The sequence below is a fragment of the Mesorhizobium sp. WSM2561 genome, from assembly GCF_000513915.1.
GTDB lineage: Bacteria > Pseudomonadota > Alphaproteobacteria > Rhizobiales > Rhizobiaceae > Mesorhizobium > Mesorhizobium muleiense.
The window spans coordinates 1-24,185 of record NZ_AZUX01000061.1 but is presented as its reverse complement, the minus strand read 5'-3'; the positions used below and the strand labels follow the sequence as shown (position 1 = coordinate 24,185).

The window sequence follows — 24,185 nt, the reverse complement described above, 5'->3', positions numbered from 1 at the left end:
GTCCGTTCCAATCGCGACCACGACATGCCGGAAATCCTGCACGCCGAGACGCCGCAGGACGTCGGCGTTGGAGCTGTCGGCTTCCACCACATGGGTGAGCTGGCTTGACCAGCTCTGGACGAGTTCAGCACTCTCGTCGATGGCCAGAACATCGTGACCGAGACGGACGAGGGACTGGGCAACGGCGCCGCCGAAGCGGCCGAGGCCGATGANGACGACGCCGTCACCCTGAGATGTGCTTTTAGCCAACGATTGGGCGCTCCTCTGGATAGCGGAAGGGTTCATTGCGTTCGCGCAGCGCGAGCGCGCTGGCAATAAGGATACGCCGCCGTCCGTCTGTTCTCTGAAAAAGGGACACGTTCGCGCCACCCAAAGACCCCGTTCATCAGGATTGAAGGCAGCGTTGTCGATCAGGTCGGTGCCTTGGCGGACGAGGCGCTGCGAAACGGTGTTGGACTATTCGTCGTACCCGGTGCCCTGCATGCAGCGGGAAAGGCGACCGCCAGCGACGTATCGGCGACAGCTGTTGTTCTCGTCGACCTCGATGAGGGGGACATCGACGCCAAGGCTGCACATCTTGCCCGGCATTTGGGAAGTCCCACACTCGATGTGCTGTCGGGTGGCAATACCGAAGAAGGCGCTGCCAAGAGGCATCTTTACTGGCGCCTTGCCGACGTCGCACGCGGCGAACAGATCGCCGGGGTATGCCGCCTGCGGTCGCGGCTCGCCACACTTGTCGGGGCCGACCCGGCCTTCGGCAGCGCCCACCAGCCAGTGCGGATCGCCGGAAGCGTCCATGGCAAGCACGGCATCCTGTCGCCGGTGACGATTAGGGACATCAACGCAAATCGCTATGACCTCTTCAGTCTGATCGAACTGGCTGGAATCTTCCTGGCTTCCCGGGCCTCTCCGCCAAGGAACAATTGAAGGCGGGATTCAGTGCTGATCGCCACTCGGTCTCGGAGCTTCTGAGGCTTCCGGTTCGGGAGGGAAGTGTCGACGGGATAACCCGGTTCGAAGCCCTGTCCATTGTGATCGGGCACTTCGTAAGAGAGGCGCGGCTCGGTAGGATCTCGCTGGCAGAAGCCTGGGACAAGGTCCGGGAATACAACACCCGGCTGGTCATTCCATCATGGCCCGAAGAACGGCTGAAGGACGAGTTCCGTTCTCTCCAGTATAAAGATGGCCTTTGGCATGGCGGGCCTAGCAACGTCCCCGGAGCCGATTCCGTGTCGAGCTTTTCGTCGGTTACAGAAGACGCTTTGGCGGATCGCTTCTCGGAACAAAGCGCCAGCGACTGGCGGTGTGTCGCCGGCTGGAGCGGCTGGCTCAAGTGGGTTGGCACCCGATGGCAGCTCGATTCGGCTGACGAGGTGTTCGAAGTGATACGGCAAATTTGCCGGGCCGCGGCAGTCAGCGCGCAGGCGGCCGATATTCGGCGCATTCGCAGCGACCGGATCAGAGCCGTCGAGCGGATCGCCAGGAGCGATCCACGCCACTCGGCCCTTCCGGAAGAGTTCGATCCCGACACGATGCTGCTGAATACTCCTGCAGGAACGGTGGATCTCCGGACGGGAGAGATTGGACCTCATCTGCGTGCAGCGGCGATGACGCGACAGACCGCAGCCTCGCCCGGCAGGAATTGTCCCATGTGGGAAGAATTCCTCGATGAGATCACAGGTGGCGATCCCGCTCTCCTCGCCTATCTCGCCCGGGTCGCGGGTTACTGCCTCAGCGGCGACACCTCAGAGCAGGTTTTCTTTTTCCTTCACGGCGCGGGGGCCAACGGGAAGTCGGTCTTCCTGTCGGTGCTCGCAGATGTTCTCGGGGACTATGGCGTCACGGCTCCGCTCGAAACCTTCATGGCCGGCAAGGGCGAGCGTCACCCGACAGATCTCGCAGGGCTGAGAGGCGCACGCCTGGTTACGGTCAACGAGACCGAAAGCGGCCGGGCATGGGCGGAAAGCCGCATCAAGTCGATTACGGGGGGCGACAAGCTGCGCGTGCGCTTCATGCACCGCGATTTTTTCGAGTTCCAGCCCACCTTCAAACTCCTCATCGCCGGCAATCATCGTCCCCGCCTTTCAGGTGTTGGCGAGGCCATGCGGCGGCGCCTCCACCTGGTGCCCTTCGAGGTGACGATCCCGCCCGAGCGCCGGGACAGGCAGCTCCTGTTGAAGCTGAAGACCGAGCGCGATGGCAGCCTGGGCTGGATGCTGGAAGGTTGCGCTGACTGGCTCAATACTGGGCTTGCCCCGCCAGCATGTGTTGTCGACGCGGCGCACGAGTATTTCGAAGGCGAAGATGACATCGGCCAGTGGATCGACGAGGAGTGCCAGCGCGATCGTTCCAAGTCCGCCGCCGCATCTGCTCTTTTTGCGAGTTGGGCTGGCTGGGCAGATCGCCACGGATTGGAGCGCGGATCGCTGCGTGACCTTGGAGAGGCTTTAAAGGCCCGAGGCTTTGAACCGAAGCGGTCCGCGAGATCGCGAGGCTGGCAGAGTATCGTCCTGATGCGTGTACCCGGCGCCAGCGTTCGGGGGGATGCGTCATGAATCCGATCTCGCCCGACCGGCTTACCGCGGCCGAGCGCCTGGCCGAACTAGGCACCATCCCGGCAGGCGGCGTCAGGCGTCTGCGAGCGCGACAGTCAAGCAGACTATCTGGCGAGCGGGAGAATAGTTTCGTGGACTTCACCGCCAACCAGAGCGGTCATGCAGCCGAACTCGAACCGGCGGAGAATGACTCGTGACGGAGATGCTGATCGGCAGACTGGCTGCATTAAAGACGATGGACATCGTTGCCCTGAAGAAGATGTGGCGGGACCTCTTCGCCTCCGAACCGCCGCCCTACAATCGCAAGTTTCTGGAGAGCAGGCTAGCCTACCGGGTACAGGAACTCGCCCATGGCGGGCTGAAGCCGGAGACACTGAAACGGCTGGCTGCACTGGCCGAAGATCTAGAGCCCCGCTCGCGCTAACCGACCCATCTCCGGCACCAGGCTGATGCGCGAATGGCAGGGGGTGGAGCATTGCGCGACGGTCCTGGCCGACAGCTACGAATATGATGGCAGGCCCTACAAGTCGCTCTCGGCAATCGCCCGCGCGATCACCGGCACACGCTGGAACGGCCTGGTCTTTTTCGGCCTGAAGAGCCAGAGGGGGAGGGCGCAATGAACGTGCACTCACCCGACAAAAAGCAGGTGGTGCGAAAGCTGCGCTGCGCCGTCTATACGCGAAAGTCGTCGGAGGAGGGGCTCGACATGGAGTTCAACTCCCTCGACGCCCAGCGAGAGGCCTGTGAGGCTTACGTCGCCAGCCAGCGGGCTGAGGGATGGGTTCTGGTGCCTGATCGCTATGACGATGGCGGCATCTCCGGCGCCACCCTGGAACGCCCCGGCCTGAAGCGGCTGCTGCGCGATGTCGATGCCGGCCTGGTCGACGTGGTGGTGGTCTACAAGATCGACCGGCTCTCGCGGGCGCTCACCGACTTTTCCCGGCTGGTCGAGCTGTTCGAGGCGAACAACGTCACCTTCGTATCGATCACCCAGAGCTTCAACACCACGACCTCCATGGGCCGGCTGACGCTGAACATCCTGCTTTCGTTCGCCCAGTTCGAGCGCGAGGTCATCGGCGAGCGCATCAGGGACAAGTTCGCTGCATCCAGGCGAAAGGGCATGTGGATGGGTGGCAACGTTCCATTTGGCTACCGGGTCGAGAACCGCAAGCTTCTGATCCAAGAGGATGAGGCGGCCATTGTGCGCTCGATCTTCGAGCGATTCCTGCTGATAGGTTCGGCAACCATCCTGGCGCGAACGTTGAACGCGGAGGGTCTCAGGTGCAAGAACGGGAAGGCCTTCGACAAAGGCCTGCTCTACAAGCTCCTCGGCAACCGGGTCTATATGGGCGACGCGGTGCACAAGGGCGCCAGCTATCCCGGCGAGCATCAGCCTATCATCAGCCTGGACCTTTGGGACAAGGTTCGCTCGATCGTGGCGGAAAGCCCGAGCAAGCGGGCCGGACAGAGCCGCAGGCAGACGCCAGCCTTGCTGAAGGGGCTGATCTTTGCTCCGAGCGGCTACGCCATGACACCTGTCCATACCCGCAAGAAGGGAAAGCTCTACCGCTACTACGTCACCACGAGCGTGCAGAAGCTTGGACCGGAGACATGCCCGGTCCGCCGTGTGCCGGCAGGCGAGATCGAGGCTGCGGTCACCGATCAGCTTCGGGCGCTGCTTCGAACGCCCGAGATGATCGTAAAGACCTGGATGGTCACGCGAAAGGACAATTCCGACATCACTGAAACTCAGGTCCGTGAAGCCCTCGTCCAGTTGGATCCACTCTGGGATGAGCTCTTCCCGGCCGAGCAGGCCCGCATCGTCCAGCTGCTGGTCGAGCGGGTGGATGTCGCCGTCGAGGGCATTTCCATCCGGCTTCGCACCGAAGGCATGGCCAGCCTCGCGACGGAGCTGCGACAGCCGCCGGAGCATAGGAGGACTGCATGATGCCGTCGGAGGCCAAATATGCCGAACTCAGCCCTGACGGCAAATCGCTCACCGTCCATCTGCCGCTGACCTTGCGCAAGCGTGGTGGCCGCAAGATCATCATCTCGCCCGCCGGCGCACAGCAATGGACCCCAGCACGGCCACGCATAGACAACACTTTGATCCGGGCGGTGGCGCGGGCGTTCCGGTGGAAACACATGCTGGAAACAGGCGAGTTCGCCACAGTGATCGAACTTGCCGCGGCCGAAAGGCTTGACCGCTCCTTCGTATCCCATGTGCTCCAGTTGACGCTGCTCGCGCCCGATCTGGTCGAAGCCATAATCGACGGACGGCAGCCCGTGGGGGTTCAGCTCCAGGCGCTCGTCAGGGGTTTGCCCGTCGAATGGGAACGGCAACGGGAGTTGATGGCTAGTTCCTGCTGACAATCTTCTCTGCGGCCGCCCTCAGAGAAGCCAGGCCAGCGACTGGCGAAGTAATGTCGTCCCATCCTTGTGGAACCACCGGCCATGGCTGAAGATCACGCGCTTTGGCTGGAAAGCCACGAGGCGCTCCGCGGCCGCCTTCGCCTGCTCATGCTTCCGTTTGATGATCATCCGCAGGTAAATGGGGGCCTTCCCCCCAGGTGCCGTGACGCCTAAGAGGCGCGCCGCCGGCCTGATGATGAACGGCAGCTTTTCCGGCTCGAGATTCAGAACTAGATCCGTAAGCACCATAGTTCGGCTGTTCTTGTGATAGAATGCGACTTCGGTGAACCTACCGGCTCCTGGAACGACAACCTGATCGAGATCTTTCGACCAGGCGTCCGGCGCCGCAGCGGCCAGATCGTGATCGATCCTGACGCCGGCCCGGCGGACCTTTGCCAAATGGCGCAAGCCCGGAACGGCCCAAGTCGGCGCTCCCTGCACATGGTCCTGCCACTCCTTGAGGAAGGTCCAGTGTGCACTGTTTGGCGCAACCAGATGCAGTATCGGGCCAATCTGCTCGAGCTGCTCTCTCAGCTCAAAAGCGAACCGTGTTGGTGAATGCAGCAGGAGACCGCCATTCCCGAGCTGGATAACCGTCATGCGCACCGGGACTGGAATGCCCATCACGCTCAGCGGTCCGCTGTCGACGATCCAGACCCCCGGAGCGACAGGCTTGGCGACATCAAGAGGAGGGTAGGTGGCGTCTTCGGGCTTCATGGTTGTGCTCCAATTTAGCTTGGAGCTGGCGCAACACACTTCGAGAGGATCTGTTCCGGGGAAATGCGTGACGGCCTAGTTCGTCTGCTGGCCAAAGCAAATCATTATGTTGCAACGGACCAACGGCAGCTTTGCGCCGCATGGCCGCCGTTGAAGTCGGGCTTGCCACAGCCCAATAGCGGCGTTGCCGGCGACCACCTGACGGTCGCAGTCGCGCCATATACCGGCCTTGAATTCGGATGGACTCGGAGCGTCGGGCAGCGCCAGAACTTCGTCCATTGTGACCGACAGCACGGGTCTGACCGCTCTCGCGGCTCTCGGAGCCGTGTCGCTCCTGCGACGAGCGTGCGGCCCCGCCGCGCGGGCTCGAAGCTAGGGGTGTGCTCTACAGCAGCGGACAGCCCGATCAGACAAATCAGACAGATTGCGCGATCAGATGAGCCCACTCCGCCGTGGCGCTACTGCCGGCTTCCAGCAAGGGTGAGCGCTCCGGTCCGGTCGGTCCGGGCATTCTCTAATTCTAATCGCGGTGAAAGGTCAGAAGGTCGGAGAGATGGGTAGAGGAAGAATAGGCCAGAGTTCGGACTGGCCGGACTGGACCACCCACGCGGCATCCTTGTCACCTGGGGTGAGCGTAACCGACCGCACGCTCGAAGCTGGCGGGGAAATCCACTCGACTCGGCTTGCCGCGATTTTGGTCGATCTCGCGTGCCACCGGCTGATGGGCAGGTGAAGCCGGCTTTTCCCAAGCTTGTGGTACTGATCAGTCGCGCAGTGTGATGCTACTCAGGTTGGGGGGCGGTCATGGACCGGAAGCTCGCAGCCATTCTTGCCGCGGACGTCGTCGGTTACTCCGCGCTGATGGAGCAGGACGAACAGGGCACATTCGAGCGTCTCAAGGCGGGCCGCAAGGAACTGTTCGAACCCGAGATCGCCCGCCACCATGGCCATATCTTCAAGCTAATGGGAGACGGCCTGCTGGCAGAGTTCTCCAGCGTTGTGGACGCGGTAGAATGCGCCGTGGCCCTCCAAAGAGGCCTCGCGGAGCGCAACGCGGCCGTTCCCGAAGATCAGCGCTTCGCGGTGCGTATCGGCGTCAATCTTGGCGAAGTAATCGTCGATGGCGAAGACCGCTTCGGCGAAGGAGTCAACATAGCCGCGCGCCTGGAGCAGATCGCGGAGCCTGGCGGCATCTATGTGTCCGGCAAGGTGGCCAAGGAGGTAGAGAAGAAGTTTGCATTCGCCTTCGAGGCCATGGGCGAGCAGCGTGTGAAGAACATCGTCGAGCCCGTGGCGGTCTACCGGGTGAATTTGCATGGCCAGCCTCGGCGCCGCCTGCTCAAAGCGCGTCGCTTGCGCAACCGATGGCTAATGCCGGCGGGGTTGGCTGTCTTTGTGGCGGTGACCGCCGGCGCCGTTCTTGGCATTCAGGGCTGGTGGAAATCATCGGGCGCGGCTTTCGATGAGGCGTCGATTGCCGTCTTGCCGTTCGACAACCTCGGCGGTGATCCCAAATGGGAAAGGATCGCTGACGGGATAACAGAGGACATCATCACCGACCTGTCCCAATCAGACCATGTTCTCGTCATTTCACGCCACTCGACCAACGCCTACAAGGGCAAGTCCGTGGACGTTCGCCAGGTCGGCGCCGATTTGGGCGTGGGATATGTTCTCGAGGGCAGCGTGCAAGCGAGCGGCGATCGCGTTCGCATCACGGCGCAGCTTGTTGACGCTGCCACAGGCGAAGACCTTTGGTCCGAGCGCTACGATCGAGCGGACGAGGACATTTTCGCGGTGCAGAGCGACGTCACGGCGAAGATCGCAAATACCTTGGGGTCCGTCGGCGGTGTCATTCGAAAAGCGCAATTCAAACTCGTCCAGCATAAGCCGCCCAACAGTCTGACGGCTTATGATAACTATTTGATGGCCGATGAGGTGGCCTTCCGCCCGGTCGGGGGTATCACCAAGGATGGGTTGATCGAAGGAGAGAAGCTGTTCCACAAGGCTATCGAACTCGATCCGCATATGGCGCGGGCCTACGTCGGCTTGGCCCTTGTGTATAGTTACATGTATGGCTATGGCTTTGCTGATGCTCCTCAGCAGGCACTGTCAAAGCAGCTGGAGGCTGCCCGAAAAGCCGTGGAGCTCGATCCCAACAACAATAAGGCCCATGGCGTTCTCGGCCAGGCCCTCGCCTGGAATGGTGAGTGGGCGCAAGCGCTTGTCGAGTTTGACAAGGCGGAAGCCCTTGCGCCAAACGACGCCGACACTCTTGCGGTGATTGCCATGAACATTAATGCAGCGGGCGAGGAAGAAAATGCACGGGCGGTCCGCCTCATGGAGCGAGCGGTTTTGCTGAATCCTCACTACCCGAACTGGTATAATATTGGTCTTTACTGGTCATATTTCTTTGACGAGCAGTTCGATAAATCACTCGAATATATAAAGCGTTACCAGAACCCCTCAATAAACGAGCTATCATTTACTGCTATGCTGTATGGTTACCTGAACCAGCCGGACGAGGCGAAGAAAGTAGCTGAGGAGGTGCTCAAACAGGACCCCGGGTGGACCGGAGAGAAGTTTCTCACCAAGTGGGGAGTAGCCAACGGGCACTATTCCGAGCTGATTGCAGAAGGCGCACGAAAGGCCGGACTCCGGGCCTGCGCTACCGCGGCGGAGCTCAAAGACAACCCCAACATGATCCACGTGAAATCGTGCGACGAAGAGCGCGCCAAGGCGGCAGCGGGCTGATCTAGCGCGTAGTCGGAATGAAGCCGCTCCGCCCAAAGCGTGAGCGAGCGCCGCCGGTCCGGATTCGAGGCAGGTCGGCGAAGGGGCAGAGTTGGCGCAAGGCAGTCCGCGCTATGTTGGACGCGAAGGTCGGCTTTCTAGCCCCTCGTCCCGGAAGCCGCCCTTCGGCTTTCGGCCCTAGGCTGCCGAGCAGCAACGCGCCTCATCTCGATCATTCCGCCGGCCGTTGCCGCATCGCTTTGATCATATCGCGGTTCGCTCCCGCAAGGCGCGAGAGCAGCAAATGGTGACAAGCCGCCGCCGTGGCGTTCTTCCCCGCGGGCGGCCGCGAAGGACTGGCTGGCAAACCGCCGGCGACCTGTCACTGCTGCCGTGCGGCACAGCGTGCTAGGAACCATTCTAAACGTCATGACGAGGATTCCGCCTTGCCCGCCGTTCCTGCCCGCATCCTGCCGACGATCGTCATCTCGGCATGTCGACGGCCAACATCTACCGTTTCTTCGCCTCCAAGGTTGAGATCCACCAGGCGGTTTGCGGCCGTATGCTCGCTACCTGCTACCAACTGACCTACGACGCCTGCCATAGTCCCGGAACGGCCAGCGAAAGGCTGCGCCGCTACGTGCAGACGCATTATCAGTGGACCCGCGACACCATGCTCGACCAGGAGAAGGTGCACGAAATGGTCGTCGTCGCCATCGAGCGCGATTGGCATGTCATCGAGAAGCATATCGACAGGATCCGCGGCTTGGTCGAGGAGGTGATCCGCGAGGGAATCGCGGCCGGCGAGTTTGCCGACCAGGACCCGGAAGTCGCTTCGCGGTGTTTCGGCGCCGCTATCATCACCCTGTGCCACCCGCAGATGGTCGCCCAGTGTCTTGCCAAGAACAACCGGGCGATGCCGGACGAGCTTATCGAGTTTGCCATCAGGGCTTTGAAGAAATGACCGGCGGCGTCCGCCGGGCGTCGACAATCCATCTCCAGTTCGGGAGTACGCAAGTGTCTTTGTCCAAATCCATCATGAACAGGTTGCCGGCCATTGGTCCGGTTCTGGTCGTCGTCGCGGCGCTTGGGCTCGCCGGTTGCTCGCAGGAAAAAGTGGAAGTCAAGGACATCGTCCGGCCGGTCAAGGTCGTCGAGATCGCCAAGGCGAACGATACCCGTGAGCTCTCCTACTCCGGATCGGTGCGCGCCCGCACCGAAATGAATCTCGGGTTCCGCATCAACGGCAAGATCACCGAGCGCCTTGTCGACATTGGCCAGCGCGTGAAGCCGGGCGACGTTCTGGCCCGCATCGATCCCGCCGACTACGACCTTTCGGTCAACAGTGCCGAGGCCAGCCTCGAGGCCGCCGAGCGGCAGGTCGAGACAACGGGCCTTGCCCGCCGTCGTGCCGAACAGCTGTTTGACAAGAACTTCGCCTCGAAATCGCAGCTCGAACAGGCGACGCTCAGCTATGATCAGGCGGTCGCCACCCGCAATTCCGCCCGCTCAGCGCTTGACCAGGCGAAGAACCAAGTCCTCTACACCGACCTCAAGGCGGACAGGAATGGCATCGTCACGTCAGTCGCCGCCGATGTCGGTCAGGTGGTCGGCTCCGGCACGCCGGTTGTGACCGTTGCCGTCGATGGCGAAAAGGAAGTGCTGATCGCCGTGCCGGAAACGGATATCGCCCAGTTCAAGCCGGGCAAGGACGTCAAGGCAAGCTTCTGGTCCGACGAAGCGCTGACGCTCGACGGCAAGGTCCGTGAAGTCGCCGGCAGCGCCGATCAGCAGTCGCGTACCTTTGCCGTTCGCGTCAGCCTGCCCAACGATCCGCGCGTGCTTCTCGGCATGACCGCGAATATCGAGGCTTCGGCCGCCAACAACAGCTTGCAAAGCGTATCGGTCCCGTTGAGCGCGCTGGCGCAAAAAGACGGCCAGCAGATCGTCTGGACCGTGGACCGCAACGGCGAGACCGTCCATGCGCGTCCGATCAAGGTCGCCGAGTTCACCGCCGACGGCGTGCATGTTGCCGAAGGATTGAAACCCGGCGATGTCGTCGTTGCGGCGGGCACGCAATTCATGACCGAAAATCTAAAAGTCAAGCTGGCCGGCGATGCGGTGCAGCAGTCAGCATCGGCGGACGATGATGGCGACGCCGTCAAGCGCGTGCGCTGACGGCCAGGCAGAAAACGGCTTTTCCTCGCATCGGCGCAAGCCGCGAGTCAAGCGGTTCACGGTTTCCGGGCGGCAGGCACCCGATTGTCGAGACGTCAGGTCGATGTAACCCCCCGACATCGATCCTAGCGCCCCACCGCGATGAGTGTCTCTCCGCTCGGAAAGCCTCGCCGCCCGGAAGCCAGCATTAGAAGCTCCGTGGGCATGCCATGTGCGTGCGCTGACGATCAGACAGATGGACTGGCGCTATGACCACCGATACCACCGACACCAATGAAAAACGGCCCTTCAATCTTTCGCGCTGGGCGATCGGGCACCCGAGCATTGCGCGGTTCCTGTTCGGCCTGATCATCGTTGCCGGTGCGCTCGGCCTGATGCGCATGGGCCAGAAGGAAGATCCGGATTTCACCTTCCGCGTCATGGTCGTCCAGGCGGTCTGGCCCGGTGCCTCGATCCAGGAGATGGAGGACCAGGTCGTCAACAAGATCGAGCGCAAGCTGCAGGAAACGCCGCATCTCGATTTCGTCCGTTCCTACACGCGCGCCGGCAGCGCCATCATCACCTTGCAGGTGGAAGGCGACACCAATCCGACCCAGGTCGCGGATGCCTTTTACCAGGTACGCAAGAAGGTCGGCGATATCGCCAATGAGCTGCCCCAGGGGCTGCTTGGGCCTTACTTCAACGACGAATTCGGCGACACTTTCATCACCCTCCATTCGATCAGCGGCGATGGCTACAGCTATCCCGAACTGAAGAAATTGGCCATCCAGGCGCGTGACATGCTGCTGACCACGCCCGGCGTCGAGAAGGCCGTGATCATCGGCGACCAGCCGGAAAAACTCTATATAGATGTTTCGTCCAAGGTGCTTGCCGAGCGCGGCCTGACACTCACCGATCTGCAGAACGCGATCAAGGGCCAGAACAATGTCGATCCGGCAGGCTCGGTCGACACCGGCCAGCGCTCTGTGCGCATCTCGGTCGAAGGCAGCGTGACGGAGGCGGCCGACATCCGCGAACTTCGCCTGCGCGCCGGCAACCAGGTGACGCGCCTCGGCGACATCGCAACCGTGACCACAGGTCTCGAGGATCCCTATCAGCGCAAATACCGCTTCAACGGCCAAGACAGCGTCCAGGTCGGCGTCGTCATGGCCAAGGGCTTCAACGTCACCGACGTCGGCAAGGAGGTCGAGGCGACCTATCACCGCTTCGAAGAGGCCTTGCCCTACGGCGTTTCGGTCGATCAGATCGCCGACCAGCCGGAAGTCGTGCGGGGCGCGGTGAGCGAGTTCATGACGGCGCTCGGCGAGGCGCTGCTGATCGTGCTTGTCGTTTCGTTCCTGACGATCGGCTGGCGTTCGGGCCTGGTGATCGCAATCACCATTCCGCTCGTTCTGGCCGCCACCTTCGCCATCATGTACGAGATCGGCATCGATCTGCAGCGCATTTCGCTTGGCGCGCTGATCATCGCGCTCGGCCTGCTTGTCGACGACGCGATGATCGTCGTCGAAATGATGGAACGCAAGCTCGAGGAAGGAATGGTCAAGATCGAGGCGGCGAGCTTCGCTTACACCTCGACGGCCTTCCCGATGCTGACCGGCACGCTGATCACCACCGCCGGCTTCATCCCGGTCGGCTTCGCGGCTTCGACGGCCGGCGAATATGTGCGCACGCTGTTCTACGTCGTCGGCATCGCGCTGGTCGTCTCCTGGTTCGTGGCGGTCTATTTCACGCCGTGGCTTGGTCATATGATCCTCAAGCAGCGAAAACACGCCGGCAGCCATCACGATGTCTTCGACACGCGCTTTTATCGCCGGCTTCGCGCCACCGTCAGCTGGTCCGTGCGCCACCGCATCATCGTGCTGGTCATGACGCTGGTGACCTTCGTCACCAGCCTGTGGGTGTTCCAGTTCATCCCGCAGAATTTCTTCCCGCAGTCGTCGCGTCCGGAAATCCTTGTCGACCTCTGGCTGCCGGAAGGCACCAGCATCAAGGAAGTCGAGACGCAGGCCAAGGCGCTCGAAACCAGGATGATGGACGACAAGGACAAGCGCTTCATCGCCACCTATATCGGCGAGGGCGCGCCGCGCTTCTTCCTGCCGCTCGACCAGCAGCTTCGCAATCCGAACTTTGCCCAGCTTCTGGTGATGGCCAATGACGAACCGGCCCGCGAGCGGCTGATCGCCAAGCTGCGCACCATTCTGGCCGAGGATTTTCCGTCGGTCCGTGCCAAGGTCGACCGCCTGTTCCTTGGGCCGCCCACCGGCTGGCCGGTGCAGATGCGCGTCATGGGCCCGGATCGCCAGGAGGTGCGCCGCATCGCCGACGAGGTGAAGGCGAAGTTCCAGGCAAATCCGCTGCTCGGCGCCGTCCACGACGACTGGCTGGAGCCGGTGCCGGAGATGAAGCTGGTGATCGACCAGGATCGCGCCCGTGCGCTCGGCGTCACCTCGCAGCGCATCCGCCAGATGCTGCAGGCGACCATGTCGGGAGCGCCGCTCGATGATTTCCGCGACGGCGAGGAGACGGTTTCGATCGTCGCCCGCGAGCCGGAGGCAAGTCGCCACCTGCTGTCGGCGGTCGACTCGATCTCTGTCCCGACGGATTTCGGTGGCTTCGTGCCGCTGTCGCAGGTCGCCAAGGTCGTCCCGGTGCTGGAGCAAGGCGTTGAATGGCGGCGCGACCGCCTGCCGACCATCAGCGTGCGCGCCACGCTGCCGGACGGCGTGCAGTCGAACGATGTCGTCATGAAGATGTACAGCGAGATGCAGGGCCTGCGCGACGGTCTGGCGCCCGGCTACAACATCGAGATCCAGGGCGGCGCCGAGGATTCGGCCGAAAGCCAGGCCTCGATTGCAGCGAAAGCTCCAATCATGCTGGCCGTCATCGTCGTGCTGCTGATGATCCAGCTGCAGCACTTCGGCAAGGCGATGCTGGTGCTGGCGACCGGTCCGCTCGGCATCATCGGTGCTGCGGCGGCACTTTTGATCAGTGGCGCGCCGTTCGGCTTCGTCGCCATTCTCGGCGTCATCGCGCTGCTTGGCATCATCATGCGCAACTCGATCATCCTGGTCGACCAGATCGACCAGGACATCGCAGCCGGCATGGAACGCTCGGAGGCCATCATCGGCTCGGCAGTCCGCCGTTTCCGGCCGATCATGCTGACGGCGCTGACGGCGGTCCTGGCGCTGATCCCGATCTCGCGCGGCGTCTTCTGGGGGCCGCTCGCCTATGCCATGATGGGCGGCATCCTCGTTGCCACGGTGCTGACCATCCTCGTCCTTCCGGCAGGCTATGCCTTGTTCTTCGGCCGGGAGCGCAAGAAGGTCGAGGACGCGGCGCCGGCCGCCGAGCCGAAACGGGCGGAAAACGATGACCAGCCGCAACTGCCCCTGGCGGCCGAATAGGGCTGTTGGCAGATGTGACGTCCAGGGGTTAAATCCGCCCACCGGCAGGAGCGCCGGAGGAGGACGTCATGACCATAGCTCAGGCACCGGTGGCGCTGCGCCGGCCGATCGACGGACGCCACCGCAAAATGTTCGTCGATGGCGCCTGGGTCGACGCCCGCTCGGGCAGGACCATGGAGACCCGCAATCCGGCCACCGGCGCGGTCATTGCCACGGTGCCGCGCGGCGACCGCCAGGATGTTGAGCTGGCGGTGGCCGCAGCGCGCAGGGCCTTCGACGGGCCGTGGAGCCGGTACAAGCCCTATGAGCGGCAGGTGCTGCTGCTCAGGATCGCCGATCTCTTCGAAAAGCACTGGGAGGAGATCAGCCGCTCGGACACCACCGACATGGGCATGCCGATCGTGCGCACCCTGGCCAACCGCGATCGTGTCATCGGCATGCTGCGCTATTATGCCGGCATGGCGACGTCCCTGCACGGCGAGACGATCGAGAACTCGCTGCCGGGCGAAATCGTCTCCTTTACGCGCAAGGAGCCGGTCGGCGTCGTCGGCGCCATCATCCCGTGGAACGCACCGACGGCGGCATCGATCTGGAAGATCGGACCGGCGCTGGCCACCGGCTGCACGGTGGTGCTGAAACCGTCGGAAGAGGCGCCGCTGACGCCGCTTCTGATCGCCGACATCATGAACGAGGCCGGCGTTCCGCCAGGCGTCGTCAACATCGTGACCGGCACCGGCGCCGAGGCAGGCGCCGCCCTTGCCGAGCATATGGGCGTCGACAAGATCGTCTTCACCGGCTCGACGGCAACCGGCCAGTCGATCGTCCGCGCCTCGGCCGGCAACCTCAAGCGCGTCTCGCTGGAGCTTGGCGGCAAGTCGCCGGTCATCGTCTGCGCCGACGCCGATCTCGACAAGGCGGTGCCGGTGGCGGCGATGTCGGTGTTCGCCAATTCCGGCCAGATCTGCATCGCCGGCTCGCGCCTGTTCGTCGAACGCTCCGTCCATGATCAATTCGTCGAGCGGCTGGCGACCTATGCCAAGGGTCTCAGGATCGGCGACGGCATCGATCCGGCGACCGAGATCGGCCCGCTCGTCTCCGAAAAGCAGCTGCAACGGGTCGCCTCGTATTTCGAGGCCGGCACGGCGGAGGGCGCGACCCTCGTCACCGGCGGTCAACGCCTCATGGAGGGTGCTCTGGCCGCCGGCAATTTCGTCGCGCCGACGGTGTTTGCCGGTGTCTCTGACGACATGAGGATCGCGCGCGAGGAAATCTTCGGGCCGGTGATTTCGGCGCTGCCGTTCGATACGCTCGATGAGGCGGTCGAGCGCGCCAACAACACGCCCTACGGTCTTGCCGCCGGGGTCTTCACCCGCAACGTCGCCACCGCCCACCAGCTGTCGCGAAAAATCCGCGCCGGCTCAGTCTGGGTGAACACCTATCACACCATCGATCCGGCCGTGCCCTTCGGCGGCTACAAGATGAGCGGCTACGGCCGCGAGGGCGGTGCCGAGCACCTCGACGAGTATCTCAACACTAAGGGCGTGTTCATCAAGATCGATTGAGCGCTCCGCCGAATAGGCCCTGAAACGAAAAACCCGCCTCGGCGGCGGGTCTTCGGTGTCAATCGGAACCATATCAAGACTTGGGTTCCTCGCCCCGGCGAAGCGGGGGAGAGGTGGCCGCGAAGCGGCCGGAGAGGGGGCTTTCGTAGAGCGCGGCTCCCCCTCTCCGTCTCGGCTTCGCCGAGCCACCTCTCCCATTTTCGTGAGAGCGAGGACCCCAAGCGGAGTGAATTATCGCGCGCTCAATCCTTTGAGGCGGACGTCAGATGACGAACAGCCAGTTGGCGAGCAGCATCACCACGACGCCGGCGATCAGCGTCAGGTAGGGCAGGATTCCCGCCTTTCTGACGGCGAGATCCGATGAATTCATGCCGAGATCAGTCAGCATGTGGTCGGGGAATTTGCCCTTGTCCTGGATGTAATGCCGGAAGCAGAACACCGGGATGATGAGGGCAGCCGTGATCAGCCCTGCCCACAGCGCCATCGGATTCCAGACCTTGGCGCCGGCGCCCATGAAGATCATGTTGACGTAGGAAAAGATGGCGCCGATGCCGAGCAGCCAACTCGGTGCCTTCCACGGCCGCGCGATATGGCCGTTGTCAATGCGATGGATCCAGCCGGCATTGAGGTTGAGGAAGTTGAAGATGATGTATCCGCAATTCGACACGGCGAGGATGAAGAAGAAGCTGGTTGCATCTGCCGAAGCGATGGCCAGCACGAACAGATTGAAGATCAGGTCGGTCCACATGGCGCGGGTCGGGGCGCCATGCTCGTTGACGTGGCTGAGATAGCGCGGCAGCCAGCCGTCGACCGAGCCCTGATAGAGCGTGCGCGAGGAACCCGCCATCGCCGTCATGATGCACAGCACCAGGGCCAGGATCATCAGCATCACCAGGAGGCTATGGATCAGCTGGCCGCCACCGACCATGCCGGCCAATGCGTCGGCAACGCCGGAGCCGTCGACGATCGGGGTCGCCAGCATGCCGTTCAAGCCGAGCACGCCCTGGAAGGTGAACGGCACCAGGATGAACAGCAGCATGCACAGCAGGCCGGAATAGAAGATCGCCTTGAAGGTGTCGGTGCCGGGAGTCTTGAACTCGGAGGTGTAACAGACGGCGGTCTCGAAACCGTAGGTCGACCAGGCGGCGATGAACATGCCGCCGAGAACTAGCGTCCAGCCGGCGATGTTCCACGCCCCGGGCTCGGGCGCATAGGCGGCCGCGAGCGGCACCAGCGGCGAGAAATTCGCCCAGTCGATCTGGCCGGTGACGATCGGCACGACGCCGACGATCAGCATCGGAATGATGACGAACAGGCCGATATATTTCTGCACATTGGCGGTGCCAAGGATGCCGCGATGCTGGATGGAGAAGATGATCAGCATCAGCACCGCACCGATGAAGAAGGTGGCGTTGAAGGTGAAGGAGACCGGGCCCAGCGTGTGGCCGTAGAGCGTCCAGTTGCGGATCGCCGGGGTGGCGGCCGCGCTCACCGCCGCGATGGCGTCGGCGGCACTGGTTCCCGTATTGGCGGCGATATAGGCGGCGACTTCCGGCGAGGTGTCGGTAAACAGCGGCACCGGCGCCAGCGCGTTGAGGATGTAGGCGGCGGCGATCGAGCAGCCGAGCGACAGCACCGGCGACCAGGCGAACCAGTTGCACCACACCGAAAGCGGCGCGATGAACTTGGAGTAACGCAGCCAGGCGGTGGCGCCATAGATCGAGGCGCCGCCGGACTTGTTCGGAAACAGACCGGCGATCTCCGCATAGGTGAAGGATTGCAGGAAGCCCATGATCATGGACATGGTCCAGATCAGGAAGGCCAGCTTCCCGGTCGTGCCGGCAATGCCGCCGATCGAAAACAGGACAAGGGCGGGAACGCCGCTTGCTACCCAGAAGGCGCCGCGCCAATCGATGTTGCGGTGCAGCTGCCCTTCGGCAGGCGGCACCAGGGCAGAGACTATCGTGCTCATTTACGTGAATTCCCCATTTTGATGTTCCCCATCGGCGACAGTCGACATTTCGCGATGCGTCACCGACGCACGCGTTGAACGACCTCAGGCGTTTTCCGCTCAGTAGTATTTTTTTCTTGGGAGTGAAGATCGACGCGTCACGCTTTCACGTCAAGCGTTTTTGTGAAGCTGTGCACATCGCACGCTCTTGCCTTCTCCCCTTGTGGGAGAAGGTGGCCTCGCGAAGCGAGGTCGGATGAGGGGTGATCCAGCTTGGCACCGACAGCATTCCGTCCAACACCACTCTTCCGTCTCGGCGCTGCGCGCCGATCCACCCTCTTCCACAGGGGGAGAAGGCAAGGGATGCTGCCGTCAGGAGCGCGGTCTGGTCTTTTGCGGATCGTAGTGGGCGAAGGCGACGACGCGCGCCGGAAGCCGCTTGCTGTGGCCGTCGAGCTTGCCGATCTCGACCTCGGTGCCGATCGCGGCATTGGTCACGTCGAGCCTGGCCAGCGCGATGTTCTTGTTGAGTAGCGGTGAGCGCATGGCGGAAGTGATCTCGCCGATTTGGGCGCGGCCGACATGAACGCAATCGCCATGCCCGACCGCGACATTGGCGTCGATGTCGAGGCCCACCAGTTTCCTCTGCGGGTTTTCCTTGCGCCGGATCAGCGCCTCGCGGCCGATGAAATCGTCGGTCTTGCTCTTCAGCGGCACGGTGAAGCCGATGCCGGCCTCGAACGGATCGGTCAGGTCGGAAAATTCATAGCCGGCAAAGATCAGCCCGGCCTCGATGCGCACCATGTCGAGCGCCTGCAGCCCCATCGGCTTCAAGCCATGCGGCTGGCCGGCCTGCCAGATCGCGTCGAACACCTTTTCGGCGTCGCGCGGATGGCACCAGATCTCGTAGCCGAGCTCGCCGGTATAGCCGGTGCGCGAAACGACGATCGGAATGCCGTTGCCGCCGCCGATGCGGGCGACGGCGAAACGGAACCATTCGAGTTCCTCGATCGACGGCTGCAGCGGCGAGGTCCAGATGATCTCCTTCAGGATGTCGCGGCTCTTCGGTCCCTGCACGGCGACATTGTGCATCTGGTCGGTCGACGAGCGCACCAGCACGTTGAGGCCGAGGCTCGTCGCGGTGTCGCGCAGCCATTCGCCGGACAGATCGTCGCCGCCGACCCAGCGGAAATTATCCTTGCCGAGCCTGAGCAGCGTGCCGTCGTCGATCATGCCGCCATGCTCGTAGCACATGGCGGAATAGACCACCTGGCCGACCCCGAGTTTTTTCACGTCGCGGGTCAGCGTGTATTGCAGCAGCGCTTCGGAATCCGGGCCGGTGACCTCGAACTTGCGCAGCGGCGACAAGTCCATGATGACGGCGGCCTGCCGGCAGGCCCAGTATTCGTCGATCGGGCCCTCTTTTGCGAAGGCGTTGGCCAGCCAATAACCCCTGTACTCGACGAAGTTGCGGGTGTGCTTGGCAAAGCTCGAATGAAATGATGTCTCGCGGGTCATTTTCGGTTCCGAATCGGGCGTCATGCGTCTGGCGATCGCTCGCGAGAATTTATGCTTACCGGAATAGGTCCGCACATGGATGTCGGTCAGGTTCCAGCCATTGGCCGGCGTCGTGTCGTCGGGACAGGCGGACGACACGCAAACGATGTCGGTAAGCGCCCGCAGCAGCACATAGTCGCCCGGCCGCGACCATGGCTCGTCCGACACCATGACGCCATGCGCGTCGATCGCCGTATTGAAGAAGAAATTGATCGCCATCCAGCCGGCGCGGGGGCTCACTCCCTTGTCCGCGAGCGCGCGGTTGAAATTCTCCGAGCAGTTGGGATGACCGGGATAGCCGATGTCGTCGTAATATTTGGCGGCGCAAGCGAGCGCGAATGCATCGTGCCGGCCGCAGGTGTCCTGCACCACCTCGACCAGCGGCTCCATGTCCTGGTCGTAATATTTCGAATGCAGGCCTGGCATCGGATAGCTCGAACCCATCAGCGTGCGGGTCGTCGTCACGTCGAGCGGATGGTCGCGTCCCTTGTCGAGCTTGCGGGCCGAAAAGCACTGGAAGTCGGTGCATTGGCGCCCGTCGACATCGATGATCTGCAGATAGTCACCCGCCTTGACGAAGTAGGCTTCCGCGGTCGCCGAATGGACGCGCAAATCGAGCACCGGGTCGGCCAGCGGGTCGCCAAGCCTGGACTTCGCCGTCGGATGGATTGTGGCACGGCGCACGATGACGCTGAGCGGCGTTGCCGTGTCGTGGCCGTCGACCGGCATCGGCCCGCCCGGGGCGGCGATCAGCATCGAGGCGTCGCGCGCGACGACAAAACCCTGTTCGGTGCCGGCAGCGGTGGCGCCGCCGAAGATGCGAACCGCCTTTGCCTGGTCGAGCTGCACCTGGCGTCGCTCGAGCCCCCGGCGCAAGGACGCGAGGCTGTCGTCGCCATCGGCCAGCAGCGCCTTGATGCCGGCGGCGTTGCTGTTCGACTTCTCGCCTAAAATGGTGGGGTCGGTAGCGCCGCTCTTGTCCCATGCCAGCAGCTCGCAAGCCTGGCCGCCTTCCACATTACGCACCGTGAGCATATCGCCGGCCTCGACATCGATGAGCACCGCGCCATTGCCTTGAACGCAATAGCGCTCCATGCCGGCTGGCAGCGCCATCTGGCCGGGCCGCAGGATGAGGCTCGGTCGTGGCGGTCCGGCGGCGACGGCGGGGTAGGGCGACTGGCTCATCTCGACCCGGGTCTCAAGAAACAAGTTTGCCTGTGCGTAAAATTATTTTCGCGGCAAGAATAGCAGTGCGTGTCGGTTTGGCAAGGCGAAGGTGGTGCGCGGCGCCTCTTCCTTCTCCCCTTGTGGGAGAAGGTGAATCGGCGCGTAGCGCCGAGACGGAAGAGGGGTGTTGGATGGAATGCTGTCGGTGTCAAGCTGGAACACCCCTCATCCGACCTCGCTTCGCGAGGCCACCTTCTCCCACAAGGGGAGAAGGGAAGGTGCGAACAACCGCTACGCCAGTTCCCCTGAATACCCGATGTCGACGCCATACTCGGCGGCTGCGTCGAGCATCGTGTGCCACAGGCTTTCGGCGAAACTTGCAAACACCAGAAGGTTGAACACCGCCTGCCCGTCCGGCCGGTCATTGCCACGCCAGAGATTGACACTGCTGTGGTCGATCGATGTGGCAGTAGCGGCGTCGATCGGAAACGCCGTCGGGTGCAGATCGAGCGACGACAATTTCGCCAGCATGGCGCGCGCCTTGGCTCCCGAGACGCTGATCAGGGCGCGCGCATGCGACTGGTCCGACAGCGAGGCGGATTGCGAGAAAGCTTGTCTCAAAATGTCGATCGCGTGCTTGCCGCCCTTGGACAGGACGAGGAACTGGTCCGGTCCCGACCAGATGAGCGTCACGTCCGATGCGCTGGCGGCCTTCGGCAGATCCGGAGCCGCCATGCCGAAACGGGTTTTCACAGCGCTTGCCAGTTCCGCCTGTTTGCCGCGCCGCGCCATCACCTGGATCAGGTCGAAATTGCGAGCTTCAGTGAGCGAAATGCCCGGCGCGACGTCGCGCGCGCCATGGGCGCCCACGACAAGTGCGTGCTCCAGCGGACTGCGAGAAAGCCACGAAAACTCAGCCACGCTGGCGCCCTCCATCCGGATCGTAGAAGACGGGATTGCACAGCTCGACATCATAGTCTTGACCACGCAGCGGATCGTGCGCATGGACGATCTCGCCGATGCGCTCGCGACCGCGCTCGATAAGCGCCAGCCCGATCCACTGGTCAAGCGTCGGCGAGAAACAGACCGAGGTGACATATCCCTGGTCGTTGGCAGAATCCGGTATCTCGCCTTTCGGAACGACATGCGCGCCGGAGCGCAGGCGGCGCGCTCTGTCGGTCGGCTTGATGCCGACCACGACCTGCCGATCCGGTGCGACCAGCGCCTCGCGTCCGGCCATGACGCGGCCGACAAAATCCTTTTTGGTCGACATCATCTTGCCCAAGCCGAGATCGGCCGCGGTCGTCGTGCCGTTCAACTCCGGTCCGGCGACATGGCCCTTTTCGATGCGCATGACGCCAAGCGCCTCGGTGCCGTAGGGCGTGACGCCGAATTGTTTGCCGGCTAGCATCAGGTTGCGCACCAGCGCGTCGCCGTAGCGGGCCGGAACGGAAATCTCGAACGCCATTTCGCCGGAGAACGAAATGCGGAACAGTCGCGCCCTGATGCCGCCGCGAAGCGCGACTTGCCGCGCGCCCATGAACTGAAAGCCCTCGTTCGACAAATCCTCGGCCGGATCGACGATTTCGCGAAGCAGGTCCCGGGTCTTCGGCCCGGCGATCGAGAATTGCGCCCACTGGTCGGAGACTGACGTGAGTTGCACGTCGAATTGAGGAAACAGCACCTGCCGGCAGAATTCGAGATGCTGCATCACCGGCCCGGCCTTGGCGGTCGTGGTGGTCAGGAGATAGTGGTCCTCGGCCAGCCGCGACGTGGTGCCGTCGTCATAGACCATGCCGTCCTCGCGCAGCATCAGCCCGTAGCGGGCTTTTCCCACAGCAAGACTGGAGAAAGTGTTGATGTAGACGCGGTCGAGGAAGGTGCCGGCATCCGGGCCGTGCACGTCGATCTTGCCGAGCGTCGAGACGTCGCAGAAGCCGACGGCAGAGCGCACCGCCTTGACCTCGCGGGTGACCGATTCCAGCCAGTCCTTTTCGCCGGCGCGCGGATACCATTGTGCGCGCTTCCACAAGCCGGTGTCGACGAACACCGCGTCCTGTTCGGCTGCCCAGTGATGCGACGGCGTCAGTCTTGTCGCATGGAAGTTCTCGTCGCGATGATGGCCGGCAAAGGCGCCGATGGCGACCGGCACATAGGGCGGACGGTAGATCGTCGTGCCGGTCTCGGGGATGGATCTGCCTGACACCGCCGCCATGATGGCGAGGCCTGCGAGGTTCGAGGTCTTGCCCTGATCGGTGGCCATGCCGAGCGTCGTATAGCGCTTCAGATGTTCGACCGATTCAAAGCCTTCGCGCTGCGCCAGTTCGATGTCCGCAGCGGTGACGTCATGCTGGTAGTCGACAAAGGCTTTGCCTTTGCCGGCAACATGCCAGAGCGGGGTCAGCGAAAACGCTTCGTCGTCGGCGACTGGCGGCGTGCCGGCACTGCCGCTGTGCCCGGCGCTCTCAGCCGCTGCCGCACCGGCGGAAAAACCCTGGCACAGGCAGGCGCCGAGCCCAAAAGCGCCGTTGGCGGCACCGGCGGCCACCATGCCGGGAGGGGCGCCGTCCGGCACGAAGGCCGATATATCGTCCTGCCATTTCGGCCGGCCGTGATGGTATGAGGTCAGCCCGACCGCCGGGTTCCAGCCGCCGGAAACGGCAAGCCCGTCGGCTTCGACCTCGGCGCGTGCGCCGCCTGCCAGAAATATCGAGATTTTCCGAACGCCGTCCTTGCCGCCGTCCACCCCGCTGACGAAACCGTTCAAAACGGCAAAGCCGGCCTTGGCGGCAAGCGCGCGATGCGCGGCCGATACGTCCGGACGCGCATCGACAACGGCAGCGATCTGCAGTCCGGCGTCGAGTGCCGCCTCGACCGTGCGCCAGCCATCCTCATTGTTGGTGAACAGCGCAATCCTCTTCGCCGGGGTTGCCGCATAGCGCGCGATATAGGTCCGCATTGCCGAAGCCATCATCACGCCGGGCGTGTCGTTGCCGGCAAATACGATCGGCCGTTCGATGGCGCCGGCGGCAACGATCGAGCGCTTTGCCACGATCCGCCACAGGCGCTGGCGCACCTGATGCTCGGGCGGCGAGGGCAGGTGGTCGTTGACCCGCTCGATCGCGCCATAGGTGCCGCCATCATAGACGCCGAACAGCGTCGTGCGGGTCATGATGCGGACGTCCGGCAGCGAGTCGAGCTCGGCCAGCGTGCGCGAAATCCATTCGGCTGCGGGCATGCCGCCGATCGTGCCGCCATCGGCAAGCAGGCGGCCGCCAAGCGCAAAATCTTCCTCGCACAGGATGACGCGGGCACCAGATCGGCCGGCGGCGAGCGCTGCCGCCAGCCCGGCTGAGCCGGAACCGGCGATCAGCACGTCGCAATGCGCCCAGGCCTTGTCGTAATGATCAGGATCGGCAACGCCAGCGGCGCGGCCGAGACCGGCGGCGCGGCGGATCGCCGGCTCATAGACCGCTTCCCAGAATTTTGCCGGCCACATAAAGGTCTTATAGTAGAAGCCGGCGACGAAGATCGGTGAGAACAGCTGGTTGACCGCCATCAGATCGTGGCGCAGCGACGGCCAGCGGTTCTGGCTGGCGGCTTCCAGACCGTCATAAAGTTCTGCCGTGGTCGCCTTGGTGTTCGGCTCGCGCCGCGCGCCCGTGCGTAATTCGACCAGCGCGTTGGGTTCTTCCGAGCCCGCGGTCAGGATGCCGCGCGGCCGGTGGTATTTGAACGAGCGGCCGACCAGCTTGACGCTATTGGCGATCAACGCCGAGGCTAACGTGTCGCCTTCGAAGCCGGCAAAGGTTTTGCCGTCGAAGCGAAAGTTCAGCGGCCGTGAGCGGTCGATGAGACCGCCTGATGCAAGACGATGGGACTGGCTGGTGATCACGATTGCCGGCCTTCATGCAGGAACGCCGCGCTGCCCCTAACCCTCCCCCTTGTGGGG

Annotated in this window: 17 protein-coding genes and 1 pseudogene; 12 read left to right on the top strand and 6 right to left on the bottom strand. The window is 63.2% G+C overall.

The genetic code is table 11. The features are described from left to right. Positions 1-249 (bottom strand): NAD-binding protein (locus tag M727_RS0130430; RefSeq protein WP_036264023.1); only part of this gene is annotated, 249 nt, incomplete at its 3' end. Between the two features lie 174 nt (positions 250-423). On the opposite strand from M727_RS0130430, the gene M727_RS0130425 reads away from it, so the two are divergent. Genes M727_RS0130425 through M727_RS0130400 form a run of 7 tightly spaced genes read left to right on the top strand, consistent with a single transcriptional unit; the run spans position 424 to position 4,925 of the window. Then, positions 424-927 carry a hypothetical protein gene (locus M727_RS0130425; RefSeq protein WP_027155743.1) on the top strand — a complete coding sequence of 168 codons (504 nt, stop codon included), beginning with the start codon at positions 424-426 and terminating at the stop codon, positions 925-927. Beyond that, the gene (locus tag M727_RS38185; protein ID WP_051505812.1) at positions 924-2,555 is read left to right on the top strand and encodes a phage/plasmid primase, P4 family; all 1,632 of its coding nucleotides are present in this window, start codon (positions 924-926) and stop codon (positions 2,553-2,555) included. Before M727_RS0130425 ends, M727_RS38185 begins: the two co-directional genes overlap by 4 nt. Next, positions 2,552-2,752 carry a hypothetical protein gene (locus tag M727_RS0130415; protein ID WP_027155742.1) on the top strand — a complete coding sequence of 67 codons (201 nt, stop codon included), beginning with the start codon at positions 2,552-2,554 and terminating at the stop codon, positions 2,750-2,752. Before M727_RS38185 ends, M727_RS0130415 begins: the two co-directional genes overlap by 4 nt. A 5-nt stretch (positions 2,753-2,757) precedes the next feature. Then, the gene (locus tag M727_RS43875) at positions 2,758-2,979 is read left to right on the top strand and encodes a DUF2924 domain-containing protein (RefSeq protein ID WP_280944193.1); all 222 of its coding nucleotides are present in this window, start codon (positions 2,758-2,760) and stop codon (positions 2,977-2,979) included. 25 nt (positions 2,980-3,004) lie between these two features. Next, a complete protein-coding gene (locus tag M727_RS43870; RefSeq protein WP_280944192.1) occupies positions 3,005-3,175 on the top strand; it encodes a DUF2924 domain-containing protein in 171 nt (56 codons plus the stop codon). Further along, complete coding sequence (locus M727_RS0130405; protein ID WP_027155741.1) at positions 3,172-4,503, top strand: recombinase family protein; 1,332 nt, start codon at positions 3,172-3,174, stop codon at positions 4,501-4,503. The genes M727_RS43870 and M727_RS0130405 overlap by 4 nt, the downstream gene beginning before the upstream one ends. Then, complete coding sequence (locus tag M727_RS0130400) at positions 4,500-4,925, top strand: hypothetical protein (protein WP_027155740.1); 426 nt, start codon at positions 4,500-4,502, stop codon at positions 4,923-4,925. Before M727_RS0130405 ends, M727_RS0130400 begins: the two co-directional genes overlap by 4 nt. Positions 4,926-4,946: 21 nt before the next feature. On the opposite strand, the gene M727_RS0130395 is transcribed toward M727_RS0130400, so the two are convergent. Further along, positions 4,947-5,684, bottom strand: coding sequence for a DUF4336 domain-containing protein (locus M727_RS0130395; protein ID WP_027155739.1), 738 nt, complete (start codon positions 5,682-5,684; stop codon positions 4,947-4,949). An 804-nt stretch (positions 5,685-6,488) separates the two neighbouring features. On the opposite strand from M727_RS0130395, the gene M727_RS0130390 reads away from it, so the two are divergent. From M727_RS0130390 to M727_RS0130370, 5 genes and pseudogenes are all read left to right on the top strand, one after another. Then, positions 6,489-8,435 carry an adenylate/guanylate cyclase domain-containing protein gene (locus M727_RS0130390; RefSeq protein WP_027155738.1) on the top strand — a complete coding sequence of 649 codons (1,947 nt, stop codon included), beginning with the start codon at positions 6,489-6,491 and terminating at the stop codon, positions 8,433-8,435. 451 nt (positions 8,436-8,886) lie between these two features. Further along, positions 8,887-9,378: pseudogene (locus M727_RS38175) on the top strand (TetR/AcrR family transcriptional regulator); the annotation flags it as partial. Between the two features lie 74 nt (positions 9,379-9,452). After that, positions 9,453-10,592, top strand: a complete 1,140-nt coding sequence (locus M727_RS0130380) for an efflux RND transporter periplasmic adaptor subunit (RefSeq protein ID WP_036264017.1) — start codon at positions 9,453-9,455, stop codon at positions 10,590-10,592. Between the two features lie 248 nt (positions 10,593-10,840). Further along, the gene (locus tag M727_RS0130375) at positions 10,841-13,996 is read left to right on the top strand and encodes an efflux RND transporter permease subunit (RefSeq protein WP_027155736.1); all 3,156 of its coding nucleotides are present in this window, start codon (positions 10,841-10,843) and stop codon (positions 13,994-13,996) included. Positions 13,997-14,064: 68 nt separating this feature from the next. Beyond that, a complete protein-coding gene (locus M727_RS0130370) occupies positions 14,065-15,558 on the top strand; it encodes an aldehyde dehydrogenase family protein (protein WP_027155735.1) in 1,494 nt (497 codons plus the stop codon). Between the two features lie 262 nt (positions 15,559-15,820). Here M727_RS0130370 and M727_RS0130365 read toward each other — a convergent pair whose 3' ends face one another. From M727_RS0130365 to M727_RS0130350, 4 genes are all read right to left on the bottom strand, one after another. After that, a complete protein-coding gene (locus M727_RS0130365; RefSeq protein ID WP_027155734.1) occupies positions 15,821-17,530 on the bottom strand; it encodes an APC family permease in 1,710 nt (569 codons plus the stop codon). 351 nt (positions 17,531-17,881) lie between these two features. Beyond that, positions 17,882-20,251, bottom strand: coding sequence for an aminomethyltransferase family protein (locus tag M727_RS0130360; RefSeq protein WP_027155733.1), 2,370 nt, complete (start codon positions 20,249-20,251; stop codon positions 17,882-17,884). 273 nt (positions 20,252-20,524) lie between these two features. Further along, a complete protein-coding gene (locus M727_RS0130355; protein WP_027155732.1) occupies positions 20,525-21,154 on the bottom strand; it encodes a sarcosine oxidase subunit gamma family protein in 630 nt (209 codons plus the stop codon). Next, positions 21,147-24,128: a sarcosine oxidase subunit alpha gene (locus tag M727_RS0130350; RefSeq protein ID WP_156941692.1), complete on the bottom strand. Its 2,982-nt coding sequence runs from the start codon at positions 24,126-24,128 to the stop codon at positions 21,147-21,149. The genes M727_RS0130355 and M727_RS0130350 overlap by 8 nt, the downstream gene beginning before the upstream one ends. Positions 24,129-24,185: the final 57 nt, after the last annotated feature.